The organism is Dyella thailandensis, assembly GCF_050749815.1.
GTDB lineage: Bacteria > Pseudomonadota > Gammaproteobacteria > Xanthomonadales > Rhodanobacteraceae > Dyella_A.
In genome coordinates, this window is record NZ_CP192735.1 from 845673 (window position 1) to 864094 (window position 18422).

At 68.1% G+C, this 18422-nt stretch carries 19 protein-coding genes; all 19 read left to right on the forward strand.

Going from position 1 to position 18422, the window contains the following annotated elements; translation table 11 throughout:
* The first annotated feature begins 73 nt into the window (after positions 1–73).
* The 19 genes from ACQVBX_RS03805 (at position 74) to nuoG (ending at position 18420) form a co-directional block, all read left to right on the forward strand.
* A complete protein-coding gene (locus ACQVBX_RS03805; protein WP_431636580.1) occupies positions 74–1048 on the forward strand; it encodes a beta-ketoacyl-ACP synthase III in 975 nt (324 codons plus the stop codon).
* A gap of 138 nt (positions 1049–1186) precedes the next feature.
* The gene (gene fabD, locus ACQVBX_RS03810) at positions 1187–2134 is read left to right on the forward strand and encodes an ACP S-malonyltransferase (protein ID WP_431636581.1); all 948 of its coding nucleotides are present in this window, start codon (positions 1187–1189) and stop codon (positions 2132–2134) included.
* A 33-nt stretch (positions 2135–2167) separates the two neighbouring features.
* Positions 2168–2911: a 3-oxoacyl-ACP reductase FabG gene (gene fabG / locus ACQVBX_RS03815; RefSeq protein WP_431636582.1), complete on the forward strand. Its 744-nt coding sequence runs from the start codon at positions 2168–2170 to the stop codon at positions 2909–2911.
* A gap of 206 nt (positions 2912–3117) precedes the next feature.
* Entirely contained in the window at positions 3118–3357 is a 240-nt protein-coding gene (gene acpP, locus ACQVBX_RS03820; protein ID WP_056003912.1) for an acyl carrier protein, read from the forward strand.
* A gap of 215 nt (positions 3358–3572) precedes the next feature.
* Complete coding sequence (fabF, locus tag ACQVBX_RS03825; RefSeq protein WP_431636583.1) at positions 3573–4862, forward strand: beta-ketoacyl-ACP synthase II; 1290 nt, start codon at positions 3573–3575, stop codon at positions 4860–4862.
* Between the two features lie 8 nt (positions 4863–4870).
* Positions 4871–6220 carry an aminodeoxychorismate synthase component I gene (locus ACQVBX_RS03830; protein ID WP_431636584.1) on the forward strand — a complete coding sequence of 450 codons (1350 nt, stop codon included), beginning with the start codon at positions 4871–4873 and terminating at the stop codon, positions 6218–6220.
* Entirely contained in the window at positions 6220–7044 is an 825-nt protein-coding gene (gene pabC / locus ACQVBX_RS03835; RefSeq protein WP_431636585.1) for an aminodeoxychorismate lyase, read from the forward strand. The genes ACQVBX_RS03830 and pabC overlap by 1 nt, the downstream gene beginning before the upstream one ends.
* Positions 7041–8093, forward strand: a complete 1053-nt coding sequence (gene mltG / locus ACQVBX_RS03840; RefSeq protein WP_431636586.1) for an endolytic transglycosylase MltG — start codon at positions 7041–7043, stop codon at positions 8091–8093. Before pabC ends, mltG begins: the two co-directional genes overlap by 4 nt.
* Entirely contained in the window at positions 8093–8725 is a 633-nt protein-coding gene (gene tmk / locus ACQVBX_RS03845) for a dTMP kinase (protein WP_431636587.1), read from the forward strand. Before mltG ends, tmk begins: the two co-directional genes overlap by 1 nt.
* On the forward strand, positions 8722–9657 hold the full coding sequence (holB, locus tag ACQVBX_RS03850; RefSeq protein WP_431636588.1) for a DNA polymerase III subunit delta': 936 nt from the start codon (positions 8722–8724) through the stop codon (positions 9655–9657). Before tmk ends, holB begins: the two co-directional genes overlap by 4 nt.
* A 28-nt stretch (positions 9658–9685) precedes the next feature.
* Complete coding sequence (locus ACQVBX_RS03855; protein ID WP_431636589.1) at positions 9686–10606, forward strand: PIG-L deacetylase family protein; 921 nt, start codon at positions 9686–9688, stop codon at positions 10604–10606.
* Between the two features lie 88 nt (positions 10607–10694).
* Positions 10695–11048 carry a PilZ domain-containing protein gene (locus ACQVBX_RS03860; RefSeq protein WP_431636590.1) on the forward strand — a complete coding sequence of 118 codons (354 nt, stop codon included), beginning with the start codon at positions 10695–10697 and terminating at the stop codon, positions 11046–11048.
* Between the two features lie 256 nt (positions 11049–11304).
* Entirely contained in the window at positions 11305–11661 is a 357-nt protein-coding gene (locus ACQVBX_RS03865) for an NADH-quinone oxidoreductase subunit A (RefSeq protein WP_404633119.1), read from the forward strand.
* The gene (locus ACQVBX_RS03870; RefSeq protein WP_431636591.1) at positions 11652–12209 is read left to right on the forward strand and encodes a NuoB/complex I 20 kDa subunit family protein; all 558 of its coding nucleotides are present in this window, start codon (positions 11652–11654) and stop codon (positions 12207–12209) included. The genes ACQVBX_RS03865 and ACQVBX_RS03870 overlap by 10 nt, the downstream gene beginning before the upstream one ends.
* Positions 12210–12222: 13 nt before the next feature.
* Complete coding sequence (locus ACQVBX_RS03875) at positions 12223–12951, forward strand: NADH-quinone oxidoreductase subunit C (protein ID WP_431636592.1); 729 nt, start codon at positions 12223–12225, stop codon at positions 12949–12951.
* Between the two features lie 2 nt (positions 12952–12953).
* The gene (locus ACQVBX_RS03880; RefSeq protein WP_404633125.1) at positions 12954–14210 is read left to right on the forward strand and encodes an NADH-quinone oxidoreductase subunit D; all 1257 of its coding nucleotides are present in this window, start codon (positions 12954–12956) and stop codon (positions 14208–14210) included.
* A 19-nt stretch (positions 14211–14229) separates the two neighbouring features.
* Positions 14230–14757, forward strand: a complete 528-nt coding sequence (nuoE, locus tag ACQVBX_RS03885) for an NADH-quinone oxidoreductase subunit NuoE (protein WP_431636593.1) — start codon at positions 14230–14232, stop codon at positions 14755–14757.
* A 10-nt stretch (positions 14758–14767) separates the two neighbouring features.
* Positions 14768–16093: an NADH-quinone oxidoreductase subunit NuoF gene (gene nuoF, locus ACQVBX_RS03890; RefSeq protein ID WP_431636594.1), complete on the forward strand. Its 1326-nt coding sequence runs from the start codon at positions 14768–14770 to the stop codon at positions 16091–16093.
* Positions 16093–18420, forward strand: coding sequence for an NADH-quinone oxidoreductase subunit NuoG (nuoG, locus tag ACQVBX_RS03895; RefSeq protein WP_431636596.1), 2328 nt, complete (start codon positions 16093–16095; stop codon positions 18418–18420). Before nuoF ends, nuoG begins: the two co-directional genes overlap by 1 nt.
* The last annotated feature ends 2 nt before the right edge of the window (positions 18421–18422 follow it).

Sequence of the window (18422 nt, forward strand, 5' to 3'; positions counted from 1 at the left end):
TCAGTTCCGGTACGCCTTCCACCCCGGCGTGGACACGGCGATCGTCCGGACGACCGTGCGAATGGATAGTTGAATGACCCCGATCTTTTCCCGCATCACCGGCACCGGCAGCGCGCTGCCCGACCGCGTCCTGACCAACGCCGATCTGGAAAAGATCGTCGATACCAGTGACGAATGGATCCAGACGCGCACCGGTATCCGCGAGCGCCACGTGGTGGCCGACGGCGAGACCACCGGCGATCTGGCCGTCACGGCGGCGCAGCGTGCGCTGGAAGCGGCGGGGGTCAAGGCCTCCGAGCTGGACCTGATCGTGCTGGGTACGACCACGCCCGACATCATCTTCCCGTCCACCGCGTGCCTGGTGCAGCACCGCCTGGGCGCCAACGGCTGCGCTGCGTTCGACGTCAACGCGGCCTGCTCGGGCTTCATGTATGCGCTGGGCATCGCCGACAAGTTCATCAAGAGCGGGCAGTCGAAGAAGGTGCTGGTGATCGGCGCCGAGACGCTGACCCGCATGGTCGACTGGACCGAGCGCGAAACCTGCGTGCTGTTCGGCGATGGCGCCGGGGCGGTGGTGCTGGAAGCGTCCAGCGAGCCGGGCATCTACGCCACCTGCCTGCACGCTGATGGCGGGCACAAGGAACTGCTGTACAACCCGGTGGGCGTCTCGGTCGGCTTCACCGACGAGCCGAACCACGGCGTGCGCATCCGCATGGCTGGCCGCGAAGTGTTTAAGGTGGCGGTGAAGACGCTCGATTCGCTGGTCGACGAGACGTTGCAGGCCGCCGGCATGCAGGAGTCGGACATCGACTGGCTGATCCCGCACCAGGCCAACCTGCGCATCATCGAGGCCACCGCCAAGCGGCTGAAGATGTCGATGGAGCGGGTAGTGGTGACGGTGGACAAGCACGCCAACACCTCGTCGGGCTCGGTGCCGCTGGCGCTGGACTACGCAGTGCGCTCGGGCAAGGTGCAGCGCGGCCAGACCCTGCTGCTGGAGGCCTTCGGCGGCGGCTTCACCTGGGCGTCCGCGCTGCTGCGCTACTGATCGTCCCGGTCACTTGCGTTACCACGGATGCCGCCCCTCGGGGCGGCATCTGCGTTCTACGGCACGAAACGTCGCTATACGGCTGCGTACGCCAGCGATTGCTGGCACCATCGCGGTTTTCCCACCGGGTTTTGCTTCATGACTGCACCTGTCTCCTCGCTGGCCTTCGTGTTCCCGGGCCAGGGCTCCCAGTCGGTCGGCATGCTGGCCGAGCTGGCCGAGCTGCATCCGGAAGTGAAGGCCACGTTCGACGAGGCGTCCGACGGCGCGGGCGTCGACCTGTGGGCGCTCAGCCAGCAGGGGCCGGAGCAGCAGCTCAACCGCACCGAATACACCCAGCCGGCGCTGCTGGCCGCCAGCGTGGCGGTATGGCGCCTGTGGCGCGCGCAGGGCGGTGCCTTGCCGGCACAGTTGGCCGGCCACAGCCTGGGCGAGTACAGCGCGCTGGTCGCTGCCGAGGCGATCGCGCTGCGCGATGCGGCGCACCTGGTGCGCATCCGCGGACAGGCCATGCAGGAAGCGGCGCCGGAAGGCTCTGGCGCGATGGCGGCCGTGCTGGGGGCCGAGGACGCCGTGGTCGAGGAGGCCTGTCGTGACGCCTCCGGCGTCCACGTAGTGGTGGCGGCCAACTTCAATTCTCCGGGCCAGGTGGTGATCGGCGGCCACGCCGACGCCGTGGACAAGGCGCTGGCGCTGCTGGCCGAGCGCGGCGTGCGCAAGGCGGTGAAGCTGCCGGTGAGCGTGCCCTCGCACACCCCGTTGATGCGCGAGGCGGCCAATCGACTGGCCGAAGCGATGACTGCCTACGACTGGCGCGAGCCGGTGATTCCGGTGGTGCAGAACGTCGATGCCACGGTGCATCAGGGCGTCGATTCGATTCGCCAAGCGCTGGTCAGCCAGCTCTACCTGCCGGTGCGCTGGAGCGGCTGCGTGCAGGCGTTGGTCGCCGGCGGCGCCACCCGCATCGCCGAGTGCGGCCCGGGCAAGGTGCTGGCCGGGCTGGTCAAGCGGATCGACAAGTCGATCGATGCGCGCGCACTGGGCACGCCGGGTGACTTCGAGGCTGCCCGCGCCGAGTGGGTCTGATCCCTCCCGAATTCGAACTGCAAGGACATTCGCATGAACGACGTACTCAAGGGTGAGATCGCCCTGGTCACCGGCGCGAGCCGCGGCATTGGCGCGGCGATTGCCGACGAACTGGCCGCGATGGGCGCCACCGTGATCGGCACCGCGACCAGCGACAGCGGCGCATCGGCGATCGGCGAGCGGCTAGCCGCGCACGGTGGCCACGGCCGCAAGCTCGATGTCACCGACGGCGCCGCCGTCGACGGACTGATCGATGCCATCACCAAGGAACTCGGCGCCGTCTCCATCCTCGTCAACAACGCCGGCATCACCCGTGACCAGCTGCTGATGCGCATGAAGGACGAAGATTGGCAGGCCATCCTGGACACCAATCTCACTTCGGTCTACCGCACGTCCAAGGCGGTGATGCGCGGCATGATGAAGGCGCGCAAGGGCCGCATCGTCTCGATCGCCTCGGTGGTCGGCGTCACCGGCAACCCGGGGCAGGCCAACTACGCCGCCGCCAAGGCCGGCATCATCGCGTTCTCCAAGTCGCTGGCGCGCGAGATCGGTAGCCGCGGCATCACGGTGAACGTGGTGGCACCGGGTTTCATCGACACCGACATGACGCGCGCGCTCAGCGAGGAACAGCGCAACGGCCTGCTTGGCCAGATCGCGCTGGGTCATCTGGGCCAGGCGAGCGATATCGCCAAGGCGGTGGGCTTCCTGGCCTCGCCGGCAGCGGCCTACATCACCGGCGAGACACTGCACGTCAACGGCGGCATGTACATGCCCTGATGCCGGCGGCGCACCGCGCCGCCCCTCATTGGGCCAGTTGTCGCCAGCGGACCCGTTTTAGGCGACAATGCGCCCTTCGCGCCGGCCCCCAGGCCTGCGTGGCTCCACCGTCAGCGGGACGTGGAAGCCCTCCGGGCACGCGACCGCAGGCTTATGCCGGAACCCGCCGGCGCAGCATAAAAATTTCTCCTTGGGAGGTTTGGTACATGAGCACCATCGAAGAACGCGTCAAGAAAATCGTCATCGAGCAGCTGGGCGTGAAGGAAGATGAGGTCACGGCGAACGCTTCGTTCGTGGACGATCTGGGCGCAGATTCGCTGGACACGGTCGAGCTGGTGATGGCTCTGGAAGAAGAGTTCGAGACCGAGATCCCGGACGAAGAAGCCGAGAAGATCACCACCGTGCAGCAGGCCGTCGACTACATCAAGGCCCACTCCAAGGATTGATCGAGTCGGGAGGCGGTGGGCGCTCCATGCGTGCCCCGCTTCCATGGATCCGATAGCGAAAGCTGCGCCACATTGGCGCAGTTTTCGTTTCTGAATTCTGCAACGTCCGATCCCGTATGGTGTGCGCATGCCGCATCCGCCGGATCGCGACGAGCCTATCGGTGGCAAAGCGCGCCCCGAGCGGCGACAAGACGGCATCACGAAGGAACAAGAGCATGAGCAAGCGACGCGTGGTTGTGACCGGCATGGGCATCATCTCGCCGGTCGGCAACGACATTGCCACCGCCTGGAAGAATGTCCTTGAAGGCAACAGCGGTATCGGCCCGGTGACGGCGTTCGACGCCAGCGCCTACGCCACCCGCATCGCCGGCGAAGTGCGCGACTTCGATCCGGTCGCCGCCTATTTCGAAGGCACCGACGTGCCGCCGGACGAGCAGCGCGCGATCGGCAAGGACTTCAAGCGGATGGATCCGTTCATCCACTACGGCATCGTGGCCGGCACGCACGCGTTGCGTCAGTCCGGGCTTGTAGTCACCGACGAGAACGCCGGGCGCATCGGCATCGCCGCTGGCGCCGGCATCGGCGGCCTGCACACGATCGAGTCGACCACGCTCGAGCTGGCCGAGAAGGGCCCGCGCAAGGTGTCGCCGTTCTACGTGCCCAGCTCGATCATCAACATGGTCGCCGGCAACCTGTCGATCTATCACGGCCTGAAGGGGCCGAACATCGCGCTGGTCTCCGCCTGCACCACGGCAGCACACAACATCGGCATGGCGATGCGCCTGATCCAGTACGGCGATGCCGATGCCATGCTGGCCGGCGGCGCCGAGTTCGCCACCACGCCCACCGCAATGGCCGGTTTCTGCTCGGCCAAGGCAATGTCCACCCGCAACGACGATCCGACGCACGCCAGCCGTCCGTGGGATACCGGTCGTGACGGCTTCCTGCTGTCCAACGGCGCGGGCATGCTGATGCTGGAGGAATACGAGTTCGCCAAGGCGCGCGGCGCCAACATCCTGGCCGAGATCATCGGCTTCGGCATGAGCGGCGATGCGTTCCACATCACCGCGCCCAGCGGCGACGGCGCCGAGCTGGCCATGCGCAACGCCCTGCACGACGCTGGCCTGAAGCCAGAAGAGGTGCAGTACGTCAACGCGCACGGCACATCCACCCCGGTGGGCGACCTGGGCGAGGCCAAGGCCATCCGCAACGTGTTCGGCGAGCACGCCACCAAGAAGGGCCAGTTCGCGGTCAGCTCCACCAAGTCGGTTACCGGCCATCTGCTCGGTGCCGCCGGCGGCGTGGAGGCGATCTTCTCGATCATGGCGCTGCGCGACGGCGTGATGCCGCCCACCATGAACCTGCAGGAAGTCGACCCCGAGGTCGCTGCGCTGGGCATGGACCTGGTGCCGAACAAGGCCGAGCAGGCCAAGCTCGAGGTGGCGATGTCTAACTCGTTCGGCTTTGGTGGAACCAACGGCACGTTGGTCTTCCGTCGCGTCTGAACCCACGCGTGACCTGCCACCGCCGTACCCTGAGCGGCCAGCGCGACCTGCTTGCGCTGGCCGCTGCGTTTCCCGAGCGCTATTGCGGCCTGCTGCAGAGCGTGGTGCATGACACCGCGCAGGCGCGCTACGACATCCTGTTCGTCGCCGTCGACGACAGCCTGCGGCTGGAGCCGGACGGGCAGTTGCGCGACGGCACCGGCCAAGCGCTGCCGGGCCGTTTTCTCGATGCGCTCGATGCGCGCTGGCAGTCGGTGCGCACGCCTCGCGACGAGCACGACGAGCTGCCGTTTCATGGCGGCTGGCTGCTGTTCCTGAGCTACGAGCTGGCGGGGGAGATCGAGCCGCGATTGGCGCTCGCCAAGCCCGGCCCGCTGCCGATTGCGCTGGCTCTGCGCTGTCCTGCGGCGGTGATCGTCGATCATCGTTGTGGCGAGACGACGATGATCGCCGAGCCGGGATATGAGGCCGAACTGGATCGTATCGAGCAGGATCTTGCTCAGCCCCGCGCCGTGGCGGAGACGCCGCTGCCCGAGCGGATCGACGAGGACGCACCGTCGCAGTTTCTCGACGGCGTCGAACGTATCCACCAGCACCTGCTGGCAGGCGACATCTTTCAGGTGAATCTGTCGCGCGGCTGGCGCGCCCGGTATGCGGATGCGCCTGCGCCCGCCGCGCTCTACCAGGCGTTGAGCCGCGCCAATCCCGCGCCGTTTGCCGGACTGTTGCAGCAACCCGGATGGTCGGTGGTGAGTTCCTCGCCGGAACGGCTGGTGGAGTCGCGCGGAGGCATCGCGCAGACCCGGCCGATCGCTGGCACCCGTCCGCGTTTGGCCGGGGACGACGAGCTCGCGCGCATCCGCGAGCTCAGCGCGCACCCGAAGGAGCGCGCCGAGCACGTGATGCTGATCGATCTGGAACGCAACGATCTTGGCCGCGTCTGCGTGCCGGGCTCGGTGGAAGTCGACGAGCTGATGGTGGTAGAGAGCTACGCCCACGTGCACCACATCGTGTCGAACGTGCGCGGCCGGCTGCGTCCGGAGGTGACGCCGGGGCAGCTGATCGCCGCCACCTTTCCCGGAGGCACCATCACCGGCTGCCCGAAGGTGCGCTGCATGGAGATCATCGCCGCGCTCGAAGATTCGCCGCGCGGTGCCTACACTGGTGCGCTTGGCTATCTCGACCGCAGTGGCGACATGGACCTCAACATCCTCATCCGCACGCTGACCCAGGTCGGCAGCACGGTCAGCCTGCGCGCCGGCGCGGGGATCGTGGCCGATTCGGTGGCCGTGAGCGAGCTCGACGAGACGCGGGCGAAGGCGCGCGGCCTGCTGCGGGCGCTCGGTGTGGCGGGGTGATGGTTGCCCGCGAGCGGGTCAACGGGCAGGTCGCCACCACGGTGTCGGTGCGCGATCGCGGCCTGCTCTACGGCGACGGTCTGTTCGAGACGGTGCGGGTAGTCGCCGGGGTAGCGCCGTTGTGGTCGCGGCACATGGCGCGATTGACCGAGGGCTGTGCGCGCCTCGGCTTGCCGGCCCCGGATACGACGACGCTGGCCGCCGAGCTGCAGGCCGTGACCGACGGCCTGTCCGCGGCGGTGGTACGTATCACGCTGAGCCGCGGCGAGGGTGCGCGGGGTTATGCGCCGCCCGCGGACGTGCAGCCGACCCGCGTCGTGACGGCGTATCCCATGCCTGCGCTGGACCCGCGCCTGACTTCGGACGGTGTCCGGGTGCGCATCTGCGATCTGCGTCTGGCCGAACAGCCCCGGCTGGCCGGCATCAAGCATCTCAACCGGCTGGAACAGGTGCTGGCGCGCGCCGAATGGAACGATCCGGAAATCGCCGAAGGTCTGTTGCTGGACGCGGCCGGCCGCGTGGTGTGCGCGACGATGGCGAACCTCTTTGCGGTGATCGACGGGACGCTGGTTACGCCCGCGCTCGAGCGCTGCGGCGTGGCGGGCGTGGCGCGGGCCGAGGTGCTGGCGACGCGACCGGGCGCGCAGGTGCGAGACGTGCGCCTGGATGAGCTGCTCGCGGCAAGCGAGCTCTTCCTCACGTCGAGCGTCCGCGGCATTCTGCCGGTTCAGGCCGTCGGGGATAAGGTCTTTCACCCCGGTCCGGTGACGCGCGCGCTGCAGCAGCATTGGCGCACCCTGGGTTTTTCGTTGGAGCAGGCATGAGTCGTGCGGGCAAGAGTGGTCGTGGCATGTGGGGTGGTGCGCGCTGGCGCATGCTGATCGTGGTGCTGCTGCTGGCCGCAGCAGGCGCCGCAGGCTGGCTCTGGCACGACCTGGATCGCTTCAGCCGCACGCCGCTGCAGGTGCGCGCGTCCGGCCAGTCGATCGATATCGCCAAGGGCAGCGGTTTCAAGCAGATCGTGGCGCAGCTGCGCGAGCAGGGCTTCAGCGCCGCCTCGCCGCTGTACTGGCGCGCACTGGCCGAGCAGATGCAGGTGGCGGGCAAGCTGCACGCGGGTGAGTACGCGCTGCCGCAAGGCATCACGCCGCGCGCGCTGCTCGAGGCCATGGCCAGCGGCCGCGTGCTGCAGCACGACTTCACCATCGTCGACGGCTGGACCTTCGCCGAGCTGCGCGCCGCGCTCGATCAGGCCGGCAAGCTGCAGCACCTCACCACCGGGTTGGACAACGCCGCCCTGATGCGCAAGATCGGCGCGCCGGGCGAGGCGCCGGAAGGGCGCTTCCTGCCGGAAACCTATGCCTACGTGAAAGGCGACAGCGACGTGGACGTGCTCAAGCGCGCCTACGCGGCCATGCACAAGACGCTCGATGCGCTGTGGCCCGGCCGCGATGCCGACCTGCCGCTGGCCACCCCGTACGACGCGCTGATCCTCGCGTCCATCGTGGAAAAGGAAACCGGCCGCGCCGACGAGCGCAAGCGCATCGCCGGCGTGTTCGTGCGCCGGCTGGAGAGCCACATGCTGCTGCAGACCGACCCCAGCGTGATCTACGGCATGGGGGCGAGCTACGCGGGCAACATCCGGCGCAGCGACCTCACCACCGATACGCCCTACAACACGTATACCCGCGCGGGCCTGCCGCCCACGCCGATCGCGCTGCCGGGCAAGCCGGCGATCGAGGCGGCGCTGCACCCGGCGCCCGGCAAGGACCTCTACTTCGTGGCGCGCGGCGATGGCACCCACGTGTTCGCCAGCACGCTGGCCGAGCACAACCACAACGTCGCCTGCTACCAGCTCAAGCGGTGCCAGTGATGACGCGCGGTCGGTTCATCAGTCTCGAAGGCGGTGAAGGCGCGGGCAAGAGCACCTTGCTGGCCGGCCTGCGCGATCACCTGGCGGGGCGGGGCATTGATCTGCTGCAGACGCGCGAACCGGGCGGCACGCCGCTGGGCGAATCGCTGCGGCAGATCCTGCTGAACCCCGCCATGCGCGGCATGAGCGCGGAGAGCGAGCTGCTGCTGATGTTCGCCTCGCGTGCGCAGCTGGTACGCGAGCGCATCGCGCCGGCGCTGGATGCCGGGCAGTGGGTGCTGTGCGACCGCTTCGCCGATGCCAGCTATGCGTACCAGGGGGGCGGCCGCGGCCAGCCGATGGAGCGCATCGCCGCGCTGGAGGCCTGGGCCTGTGCCGGCACCACGCCGGATATCACCCTGCTGCTGGATCTCCCTGTCGCCGATGGGCGCGCGCGCGCCGCAGGTCGTGGCGACGCCGATCGCATCGAGGCGGAAGCGGACGCATTTTTCGAGCGCGTACGCGCGGTCTACCGCGCGCGCGCGCAGGCCGAGCCGCAGCGCTTCCGGGTGATCGACGCCGGCGGCACGCCGGCGCAGGTGCTGGCGGCGGCGATCGCCGCGCTGGCGCCACTGCTGGAAGGTGCTGCATGAGCGGCATGCCCTGGCAGGACGAGCACTGGGCGCGCCTGCAGGCACGCCGTGCGCGCGGCGCACTGCCCCATGCGCTGCTGGTTTGCGGTCCGGAGGGCCTGGGCAAGCGCGCGTTTGCCGAACGCTTCGTGCGTGGGTTGTTGTGTCTGGAGCCCCTGGACGGCGAGGCCTGCGGCCATTGCCGCAGTTGCGCGCTGCAGGCCGCAGGCACTCATCCGGACCGCGTCACGCTGAGCTATGGCTTGCGCAAGGACGGCGTGCAGCGCAGCGAGATCGTGATCGACCAGATCCGCGAACTGTCGGCGCGGCTGGCCATGTCCAGCCAGTTCGGCGGCTGGCAGGTCGCCACCATCGACCCGGCCGATGCGCTCAACGCAGCGGCTGCCAACGCCTTGCTCAAAACGCTGGAGGAGCCCGCGGCGCAGACCATGCTGGTGCTGGTGGCCGACGCCCCGTGGCGCTTGCCGCAGACCATTCGCTCCCGCTGCCAGCGCATCGAGTTCCATCTGCCGGCCGCGGACCAGGCCTTGGCATGGCTCGAAGCTCAGGGAGTGGCAGATGCCGCGGCGGCACTGGGTGCCGCCGGCGGCAATCCCGGGCTGGCCCAGCGCTGGGCGCAGGAAGGAGCGCTCGATCGCCGCCGCGAGGTGCGCAAGGATCTGGCGGCGCTCGCCGCCGGCCGCAGCGAGGCGATGGATGTGGTGCGGCGCTGGCTGGACAGCGAGCCGGCGCAGCGGGTCTGGTTCGCCGCCCAGGCGGTGGCCGAGGAGGCGAAGGCGAAGCTGTCGGGCGTCGCCGGACCGTTGGCCAGTTCGCTCGAGCCGGCGCAGCTGGCCGACTGGTACGCCACGGCCAACCGTGCGCGCGAGTCGCTGCGTGGTCCGCTGCGCGGCGATCTGACCCTGCTGGAGCTGCTGGCCCGCTGGCGCTGAGCGCCCGCCCCGCCAGCGCGCCCCGCCCATGTTGCAGTCCCTTTCCGCCCGCACGCGCCTGCTGGTGGTGGCGCCGCACCCTGACGACGAAACGCTGGCCACCGGGCTGCTGATCCAGCACGTGCTCGCCGCCGGCGGCACGGCTCACATGCTGCTGTTGAGCGATGGCGACAACAACCCGTGGCCGCAGCGCTGGCTGGAGCGGCGCGTGCTCATTCGCGGCGCCGACCGCCTGCGCTGGGCGACGCGCCGGCGCGACGAATTCCGCGCGGCGATGCGCTGCCTCGGCCTGGCCGACGAGGCGTGCACCGCGCTGGGCTGGGCCGACCAGGGGCTGACCCGACGCGTGCAGCAGCAGCTTCCCGCATCGTTGGCCACGCTTCGCGCAGTGCTCGACGCGTTCGAGCCGACGGTGGTGGCGATGCCGGCGCTGCAGGATCGCCATCCCGATCATTCCGCCGCCCACGTTTTGCTGCGATTGGCGATGCAGGGCCGCGGCGCGCCTCCCGACGTCTGGCTGTATCAGGTGCACGGACCGCCGCTCGCTGGGGGCGATGCGTTCGTGCTGCCGGCCGACGACACGATGCAGTCGCGCAAGCGCGCGGCGCTGGCGTGTCACGCCAGCCAGCTCGCCCTGAGTGCCGGCCGCATGGCGCGGCTGGCCGAGCGGCCCGAGCGCTATCTTCCGCTGCAGCCGGCGACCGCCCGGTCGCTTCTGCCGTGGCAGCCACCGCGCCTGAGCTGGCCCTGGCTCACGCTCACCGTGGCCGACGCCGCGGGGGCGGGCGCCTGGTCGTGGTCGCGTGCGCCGTGGGTGCGGGCAGGGCAGGGCTATGCGCTGGCGGCGTCCGCATCCGACGTGGGCGATCCGCGGTTCGCCAAGCTGCAGGCGAGGCTGCCGTCGCCGTGGATCTTCGACCACTGGGGCTGGTGCGAGCTGGCGCACTGAACGGGCGGCTGCATGCTTTGCGCACGGCGGCAGCGGTCGTTACGATGCGTCATCCATTCCGCGTGGGAGTGGTCCGCCAGGAGCAGGCATGAATCCGGTCGTCGCCCGCCAGGGCATCATCTCGCTGAAGATCAAGGACATTCCGTCGCTCTACAGCGCGTACATGCCGTTCCTCAAGAACGGTGGCCTGTTCGCGGCCACCACGCAGCGCTACGCGCTGGGCGACGAGGTGGTGCTGCTGATCAGCCTGATCGACGAGAGCGAGCGCATGTCGGTGGCCGGCAAGGTGGTGTGGATCAGCCCGGTCGGCGCCCAGGGCAACCGGCCCGCCGGCATCGGCGTGCATTTCAACGAATCGGGCGACGGCGAAGTGGCGCGCCAGCGCATCGAGAACCTGCTCGCCGGCATGACCGCCTCGGACCGCCCGACCAGCACGATGTGACGCCGGCGAAAAGCGCGCACGCTTTTTCATGGCGGTGCACGGTCATCTGCGCGCCCGAATACTTGTCGTGTCACCTGCCGGCACTGATACAATAGCGTGATCCCCGAACCAGATCGTGGCCGGTTGGACGCCTGCGATGGATCGTGGGTGATCGTGATGGAGCCTTCTGCGGCCATCGCTTTTCGCTGAAGCCACTTCCCGGACCGTCTTCCTCACGGTCACTGATGCGCCCGCGGGCGCGGAGGTACGTTGCATCGTGCTCGCCGAATACTGGCCCATCCTGCTGTTCATCGGCGTCGCCACCGGCCTCGGCCTGGTGCTGCTCGCCATCGGTCTGCTCGCCGGCCCGCGCCGGCCCGAAGCGGAAAAGCTTGCGCCCTACGAGTGCGGCTTCGAAGCCTTCGAGGACGCCCGCATGCGCTTCGACGTGCGCTACTACCTGCTGGCCATCCTCTTCATCATTTTCGATCTGGAAATCGCCTTCCTGTTTCCGTGGGCGGTGGTGTTCCAGTCGATCGGCCTCACCGCGCTGATCGAGATGGCGCTGTTCCTGCTGCTGCTGGTGATCGGCTTCGCCTACGTCTGGAAGAAGGGAGCACTGGAATGGGAGTGATGTCTTCCCTCGACCGGGTGATGCACAACCCGCAGCCGCTGAACCTGGTCGACGACATTCTGCGTCCGGCCGGCGACAACCCGATCGTGCAGCGCGGCTTTGCCACCACCTCGGTCGACACGCTGATGAACTGGGCGCGCACCGGCTCGATGTGGCCGATGACCTTCGGCCTGGCCTGCTGTGCAGTGGAGATGATGCACGCCGGCGCCGCGCGTCTGGATCTGGACCGGTACGGCGTGATCTTCCGCCCCAGCCCGCGCCAGAGCGACGTGATGATCGTTGCCGGCACGCTGGTCAACAAGATGGCCCCGGCGCTGCGCAAGGTCTACGACCAGATGCCCGATCCGAAGTGGGTGATCTCGATGGGCAGCTGCGCCAACGGCGGCGGCTACTACCACTACTCCTACTCGGTGGTGCGCGGCTGCGATCGCATTGTGCCGGTGGACATCTACGTGCCGGGCTGCCCGCCCACGGCCGAGGCGCTGATCCACGGCATCCTGCAGCTGCAGAAGAAGATCCGCCGCACCAGCACCATCGCGCGTTCCTGAAGGCGCTTGCCCCATGACTGATACGCAAGACACCTCGCTCGCCGGACGCCTCACGGCCCGTTTCGGCGACATGCTCTCGATCAGCGTCGTGCGCCGCGAAGTGACCGCCGAGGTCCGCGCCGCCGACCTGCTGGCGGTGGCCACCGCGCTGCGCGACGAGCCTTCGTTCCGCTTCAGCGAGCTGATCGACCTGTGCGGCATCGACTACCTCGGCTACGGCCAGACCGAGTGGGACACCAACACCGCCGGTGGCGAAGGTTTCTCGCGCGGCGTGGAAGGCGAGGCGGTCGGCCGCTTCAGCTGGGCCAATCGCCCGCATCCGGAGCGCAACCCGCGTCGCTTTGCCGCGGTGATCCACCTGCTGTCGATCGAACACAACCAGCGCCTGCGCCTGCGCGTGTTCGCCGAGGACGACACGCTGCCGGTGGTGCCCTCGCTCACCGGCGTCTGGGCGGGCGTGAACTGGTTCGAGCGCGAGGCGTTCGACATGTACGGCATTCTGTTCGAGGGACATCCGGACCTGCGCCGCATCCTTACCGACTATGGCTTCGTCGGCCATCCGTTCCGCAAAGATTTCCCGCTGATCGGCAACGTCGAAGTGCGCTACGACGCCGAACAGAAACGCGTGATCTACGAACCGGTATCGATCGAGCCGCGTGTGCTGGTGCCGCGCACCATCCGCGACGACGCCGACCTGATCCAGGCCAAGGCCGAGGCCGCCGACCACTGGCGGGAGAACTGAGAATGGCCCAGGAAATCCGCAACTACACGATGAACTTCGGCCCGCAGCACCCTGCTGCGCATGGCGTGCTGCGCCTGGTGCTGGAGATGGACGGCGAGACGATCGTGCGCGCCGATCCGCACGTGGGTCTGCTGCACCGTGGTACCGAGAAGCTGGCCGAGTCCAAGCCGTTCAACCAGTCGATCGGTTACATGGACCGTCTCGATTACGTGTCGATGATGTGCAACGAGCACGCCTACGTGCGCGCCATCGAGACCCTGCTGGGCATCGAGGCGCCGGAACGTGCGCAGTACATCCGCACCATGTTCGACGAGATCACCCGCATCCTGAACCACCTGATGTGGATCGGCTCGAACGCGCTCGACCTCGGCGCCATGGCAGTGTTCCTGTACGCCTTCCGCGAGCGCGAAGAGTTGATGGACTGCTACGAGGCGGTCTCCGGCGCGCGCATGCATGCCACCTATTACCGCCCCGGCGGCGTCTACCGCGACCTGCCGGCGCAGATGCCGCAGTACCGCGAGTCGCCCTGGCACAAGGGCGCCGACCTCAAGCGTCTGAACAGCTGGCGCGAAGGCTCGATGCTCGACTTCCTCGACGCGTTCACCGCGGACTTCCCGTCCAAGGTCGACGAGTACGAGGAGCTGCTCACCAATAACCGCATCTGGAAGCAGCGCACTGTCGGCATCGGCGTGATCAGCCCGGAACTGGCCCAGCAGTGGGGCATGACCGGCGCGATGCTGCGCGGTTCGGGCGTGGCCTGGGACCTGCGCAAGAAGCAGCCGTACGCCAAGTATGCGCAGATGGATTTCGACATTCCGGTCGGCGTCAACGGCGACTGCTACGACCGCTACCTGGTGCGTGTGGAAGAAATGCGCCAGTCCAACCGCATCATCCAGCAGTGCGTGAAGTGGCTGCGTGCCAATCCCGGCCCGGTGATGTTGAAGAACTTCAAGGTCGCGCCGCCCTCGCGCGAAGAGATGAAGGAGGACATGGAAGCCCTCATCCATCACTTCAAGCTGTTCACCGAAGGCTACGGCGTGCCGGCCGGCGAGACCTATTGCGCGGTCGAGGCGCCCAAGGGCGAGTTCGGCTGTTACCTGGTTTCCGACGGTGCGAACAAGCCGTTCCGCGTGCACCTGCGTGCGCCGGGCTTTGCGCACCTTTCGTCGATCGATCCCATCGTGAGCGGCCACATGCTGGCCGACGTGGTGGCGATGATCGGTACCTACGACCTCGTGTTCGGCGAAGTCGATCGCTGAGCCGGAGGAAAAGATTCCCATGAAAGCCACCGGACATTACGACCAGGTCAGGAACGTCGACCCGCTCGTCGTACTCAACGACCACACCCGCCATCACATCGATGCGTGGGTGGCGAAGTTTCCGCCGGACCGCAAGCGCTCGGCGCTGATCCAGGCGCTGTTCGCGGCGCAGGAGCAGAACCACGGCTACCTCACCGACGAGCTGATCACCGCCGTGGCGAAGTACCTCGAGCTGCCGGCCGTGTGGGCCTACGAGGTGGCGAGCTTCTACTCGATGCTCGAGACCAAGCCGGTGGGTCGCAACAACGTGGCGATCTGCACCAACATCTCGTGCTGGCTCAACGGCGCCGAGGACCTGGTGCGGCACTGCGAGGAAAAGCTCGGCATCAAGCTGGGCGAAAGCACGCCGGATGGACGCGTCTACCTGAAGAAGGAAGAGGAATGCATCGCTGCGTGCGTGCGCGCGCCGGCGATGACCGTCAACGGCCACTATCACGAGTTTCTGACGATCGAGAAGGTCGACCAGATCCTCGACGGGCTCAAGTGAGGCATCGGTAATGGCAGTCGGACCCGCTCCGCAGGAACACCAGGTTGTCTACACCACGCTGCATTTCGACAAGCCGTGGTCGATGGACAGCTACGTCCAGATGGACGGCTACAAGGCGTGGAAGAAGATCCTTGCCGAGAAGCCGGACCCGGCCTCGATCGTCGAGGAAGTGAAGAAATCCAACCTGCGCGGCCGCGGCGGCGCGGGCTTCCCGACCGGCCTGAAGTGGTCCTTCATGCCCAAGGGCGACATGCAGAAGTACATCCTCTGCAACTCGGATGAGTCCGAGCCGGGCACCGCCAAGGATCGCGACATCCTGCGCTTCAACCCGCATGCGGTGATCGAGGGCATGGCGATCGCCTGCTACGCGACCGGCTCCACGGTGGCCTACAACTACCTGCGCGGCGAGTTCCACCACGAGCCGTTCGAGCACTTCGAGGAAGCGCTGAAGGAGGCCTACGCAGCCGGTCTGCTGGGCAAGAACATCCAGGGTACCGGCATCGACGTAGACATCTATGCCGCGCTCGGCGCCGGCGCCTACATCTGCGGCGAAGAGACCGCACTGATGGAGTCGCTGGAAGGCAAGAAGGGCCAGCCGCGCTTCAAGCCGCCGTTCCCGGCCAACTTCGGCCTGTACGGCAAGCCCACCACCATCAACAACACCGAGAGCTACGCCTCGGTGCCGGCGATCCTGCGCAACGGCGCGGACTGGTTCTTGAACCTCGGCAAGCCGAACAACGGCGGCCCGAAGGTGTTCTCGGTCTCCGGCCACGTCAACAACCCGGGCAATTTCGAGATCCGCTTGGGCACCTCGTTCAACGACCTGCTCGCGATGGCCGGCGGCGTGCGCAACGGCAACAAGCTCAAGGCGGTGATCCCGGGCGGCTCCTCGATGAAGGTGCTGCCGGCGGCGATGATCACCGAGTGCACCATGGACTACGACAGCCTGCAGAAGGCCGGCTCGGGCCTGGGCTCCGGTGCGGTGATCGTGATGGACGAAACCACCTGCATGGTCAAGGCCTGCCATCGCATCTCGCGCTTCTACTACGCCGAGTCCTGCGGTCAGTGCACGCCGTGCCGCGAGGGCACCGGCTGGATGTACCGCGTGCTCAGCCGCATCGTGGAAGGCAAGGGCACCGAGGACGACCTGCATCGCCTGAAGGCGGTGGCCGGCCAGATCGAAGGCCACACCATCTGCGCCTTCGGCGAAGCGGCCGCCTGGCCGGTGCAAGGCTTCCTGCACCACTTCTGGGACGAGTTCGAATATTTCGTGCGCAACGGCCGCTCCATGACGGACGACCAGCTTGCCGCAGCAAACCAGGGAGTCGCCGCCTGATGAGCGCGCAGCCAGTGCCCCCCGCTCTCGACCTGCTGAACATCGAGGTTGACGGCAAGCCCACCCAGATCCGCAAGGGCGCGATGATCATCGAGGCGGCCGACGCCATCGGTGTGGCGATCCCGCGCTTCTGCTACCACCGCAAACTCCCCATCGCCGCCAACTGCCGCATGTGCCTGGTCGACGTGGAGATGGGCGGCAAGCTGATGCCCAAGCCGCAGCCGGCGTGCGCCACCCCGGTGGCCGAGGGCATGAAGGTGATGACGCGCTCGGACAAGGCGCTGAAGTTCCAGAAGGACGTGATGGAGTTCCTTCTGATCAACCACCCGCTGGATTGCCCGATCTGCGACCAGGGCGGCGAGTGCGAGCTGCAGGATGTGGCGCTGGGCTACGGCCGCAGCGTGTCGCGCTACACCGAGCGCAAGCGCACCGTGGCCGACGAGAACATCGGGCCGCTGGTCGCCACCGAGATGACCCGCTGCATCCAGTGCACCCGCTGCGTGCGCTTCACCAGCGAGATCGCCGGCACCTACGAGCTTGGCGGCATGAACCGCGGCGAGAACCTGCAGATCGGCACCTACATCGGCAAGACGGTGGAGACCGAGCTGTCAGGCAACATCATCGATGTCTGCCCGGTCGGCGCGCTGACCAACAAGCCGTTCCAGTTCAAGGCGCGCCCGTGGGAGCTGATCGCCAAGCCGTCGATCGGCTACCACGACGCGCTCGGTTCCAACCTGTGGCTGCACACCCGTCGCGGGGAAGTGCTGCGCACGGTGCCGCGCGACAACGAATCGATCAACGAATGCTGGCTGTCCGACCGCGACCGCTACAGCCACCAGGGCCTGTACGCCGCCGATCGCATCGGCGCGCCGGAAGTGAAGCGCAACGGCCAGTGGCAGGCGACCACCTGGGATGATGCGCTGGCATTTGCCGCCGAGGCGCTGAAGAAGCTGCCGGGCAGCGAGCTCGGTGTTTTGGCGCATCCGGCCACCACAAACGAAGAGGGTGACCTGCTGGTGCGCCTGGCGCGCGGCCTGGGCAGCGCCCACGCCGATCACCGCCTGCGCCAGCTCGACTTCGCCGATGGCGCAACGGCCACCACGTTTGCGATGCCCGTTGCGGATGTGGCCAAGGTGCGCGCGGCGCTGCTGGTGGGTTCGAACCTGCGTCACGAGATGCCGCTGCTCAACCACCGTCTGCATCAGGCGGTGAAGAAGGGCGCGAAGGTCTATACGGTCAATCCGGCCGCGTTCGACTTCAACTACAAGCTGGCCGGCGAAGCGGTGGTCGCGCCGCACGCCTTGGTCGACGCGCTGCTGTCGCTGGCCCACGCCGCCGTGGCGGCCGGTTCCACCGCGCCGGCGGCACTCGCCGAAGCGATCGGCGCCGCCTCTTCGGACCAGGGCGATGCCGACGCGCTCGCCGCGCTCAAGGGCGGCAACGCAGTGATCGTGCTGGGCGAGCTGGCGGTGACGCATCCGCAGGCTTCGTGGCTGCGCGCGATCGCCCGCTTCCTGGCCGAGGCAACCGGTGCCGCGCTGAACGAGCTGCCGGTGGGCGCCAACGCGCTGGGTCTGGTGCGCGCGGGCGTGCTGCCGGGCAACGGCGGGCTCGATGCGCAGGCGATGCTGGCCAAGCCGCGCAAGGGCTATGTGCTGTACGGCGTCGAGCCGCCGCATGATTTCGCCGATGGCGAGGCGGCGCTCAAGGCGCTGCTGGCCGCCGACACCGTGGTGGCGTTCGCAGCCTACGCCAGCCCCGCGCTGCGCGACGTGGCCGACGTGATCCTGCCGATCGCGCTGTTGCCGGAGTCGGAAGGCACCCTGGTCAATGTCGATGGCGTGGCCCAGCAGCAGCTGGCTGGCGCCAAGGCGCCGGGCCAGGCCCGCTCCGGCTGGAAGGTGCTGCGTGCCCTGGGTGGGCTGTTGCAGTTCGCCGGTTTCGAGTTCGACGACCTTGCCGGGCTACGTGCCGGCATGAGCGAGCGGGCTGCTGGCGCCGCGACTGGCGGTCTGGCCCCGCGCGCCCCGGCCGCTGGCCTGAGCCGCCTCGCCGACTGGCCGATCTACCGCACCGACGCTGTACTGCGCCGTGCGACGGCGTTGAACGCCCATCCGCTCAACCGCGCGCCGGCGGTGCGCCTGAATGCGGACGAGGCTGCCCGCCAGGGCGTCGCCAACGGCGCCTCGGCGCGTGTCGGCAACGCCGTGCTGCCGGTGGTGGTCGATGGCACGGTGCCGGATGGCGCTGTGTGGATCGAGGCCGCGCACGATCTCACCGCGACGCTGCCGGCCTACGGCGCATCCCTCACCCTGAGCAAGGCTTAAGC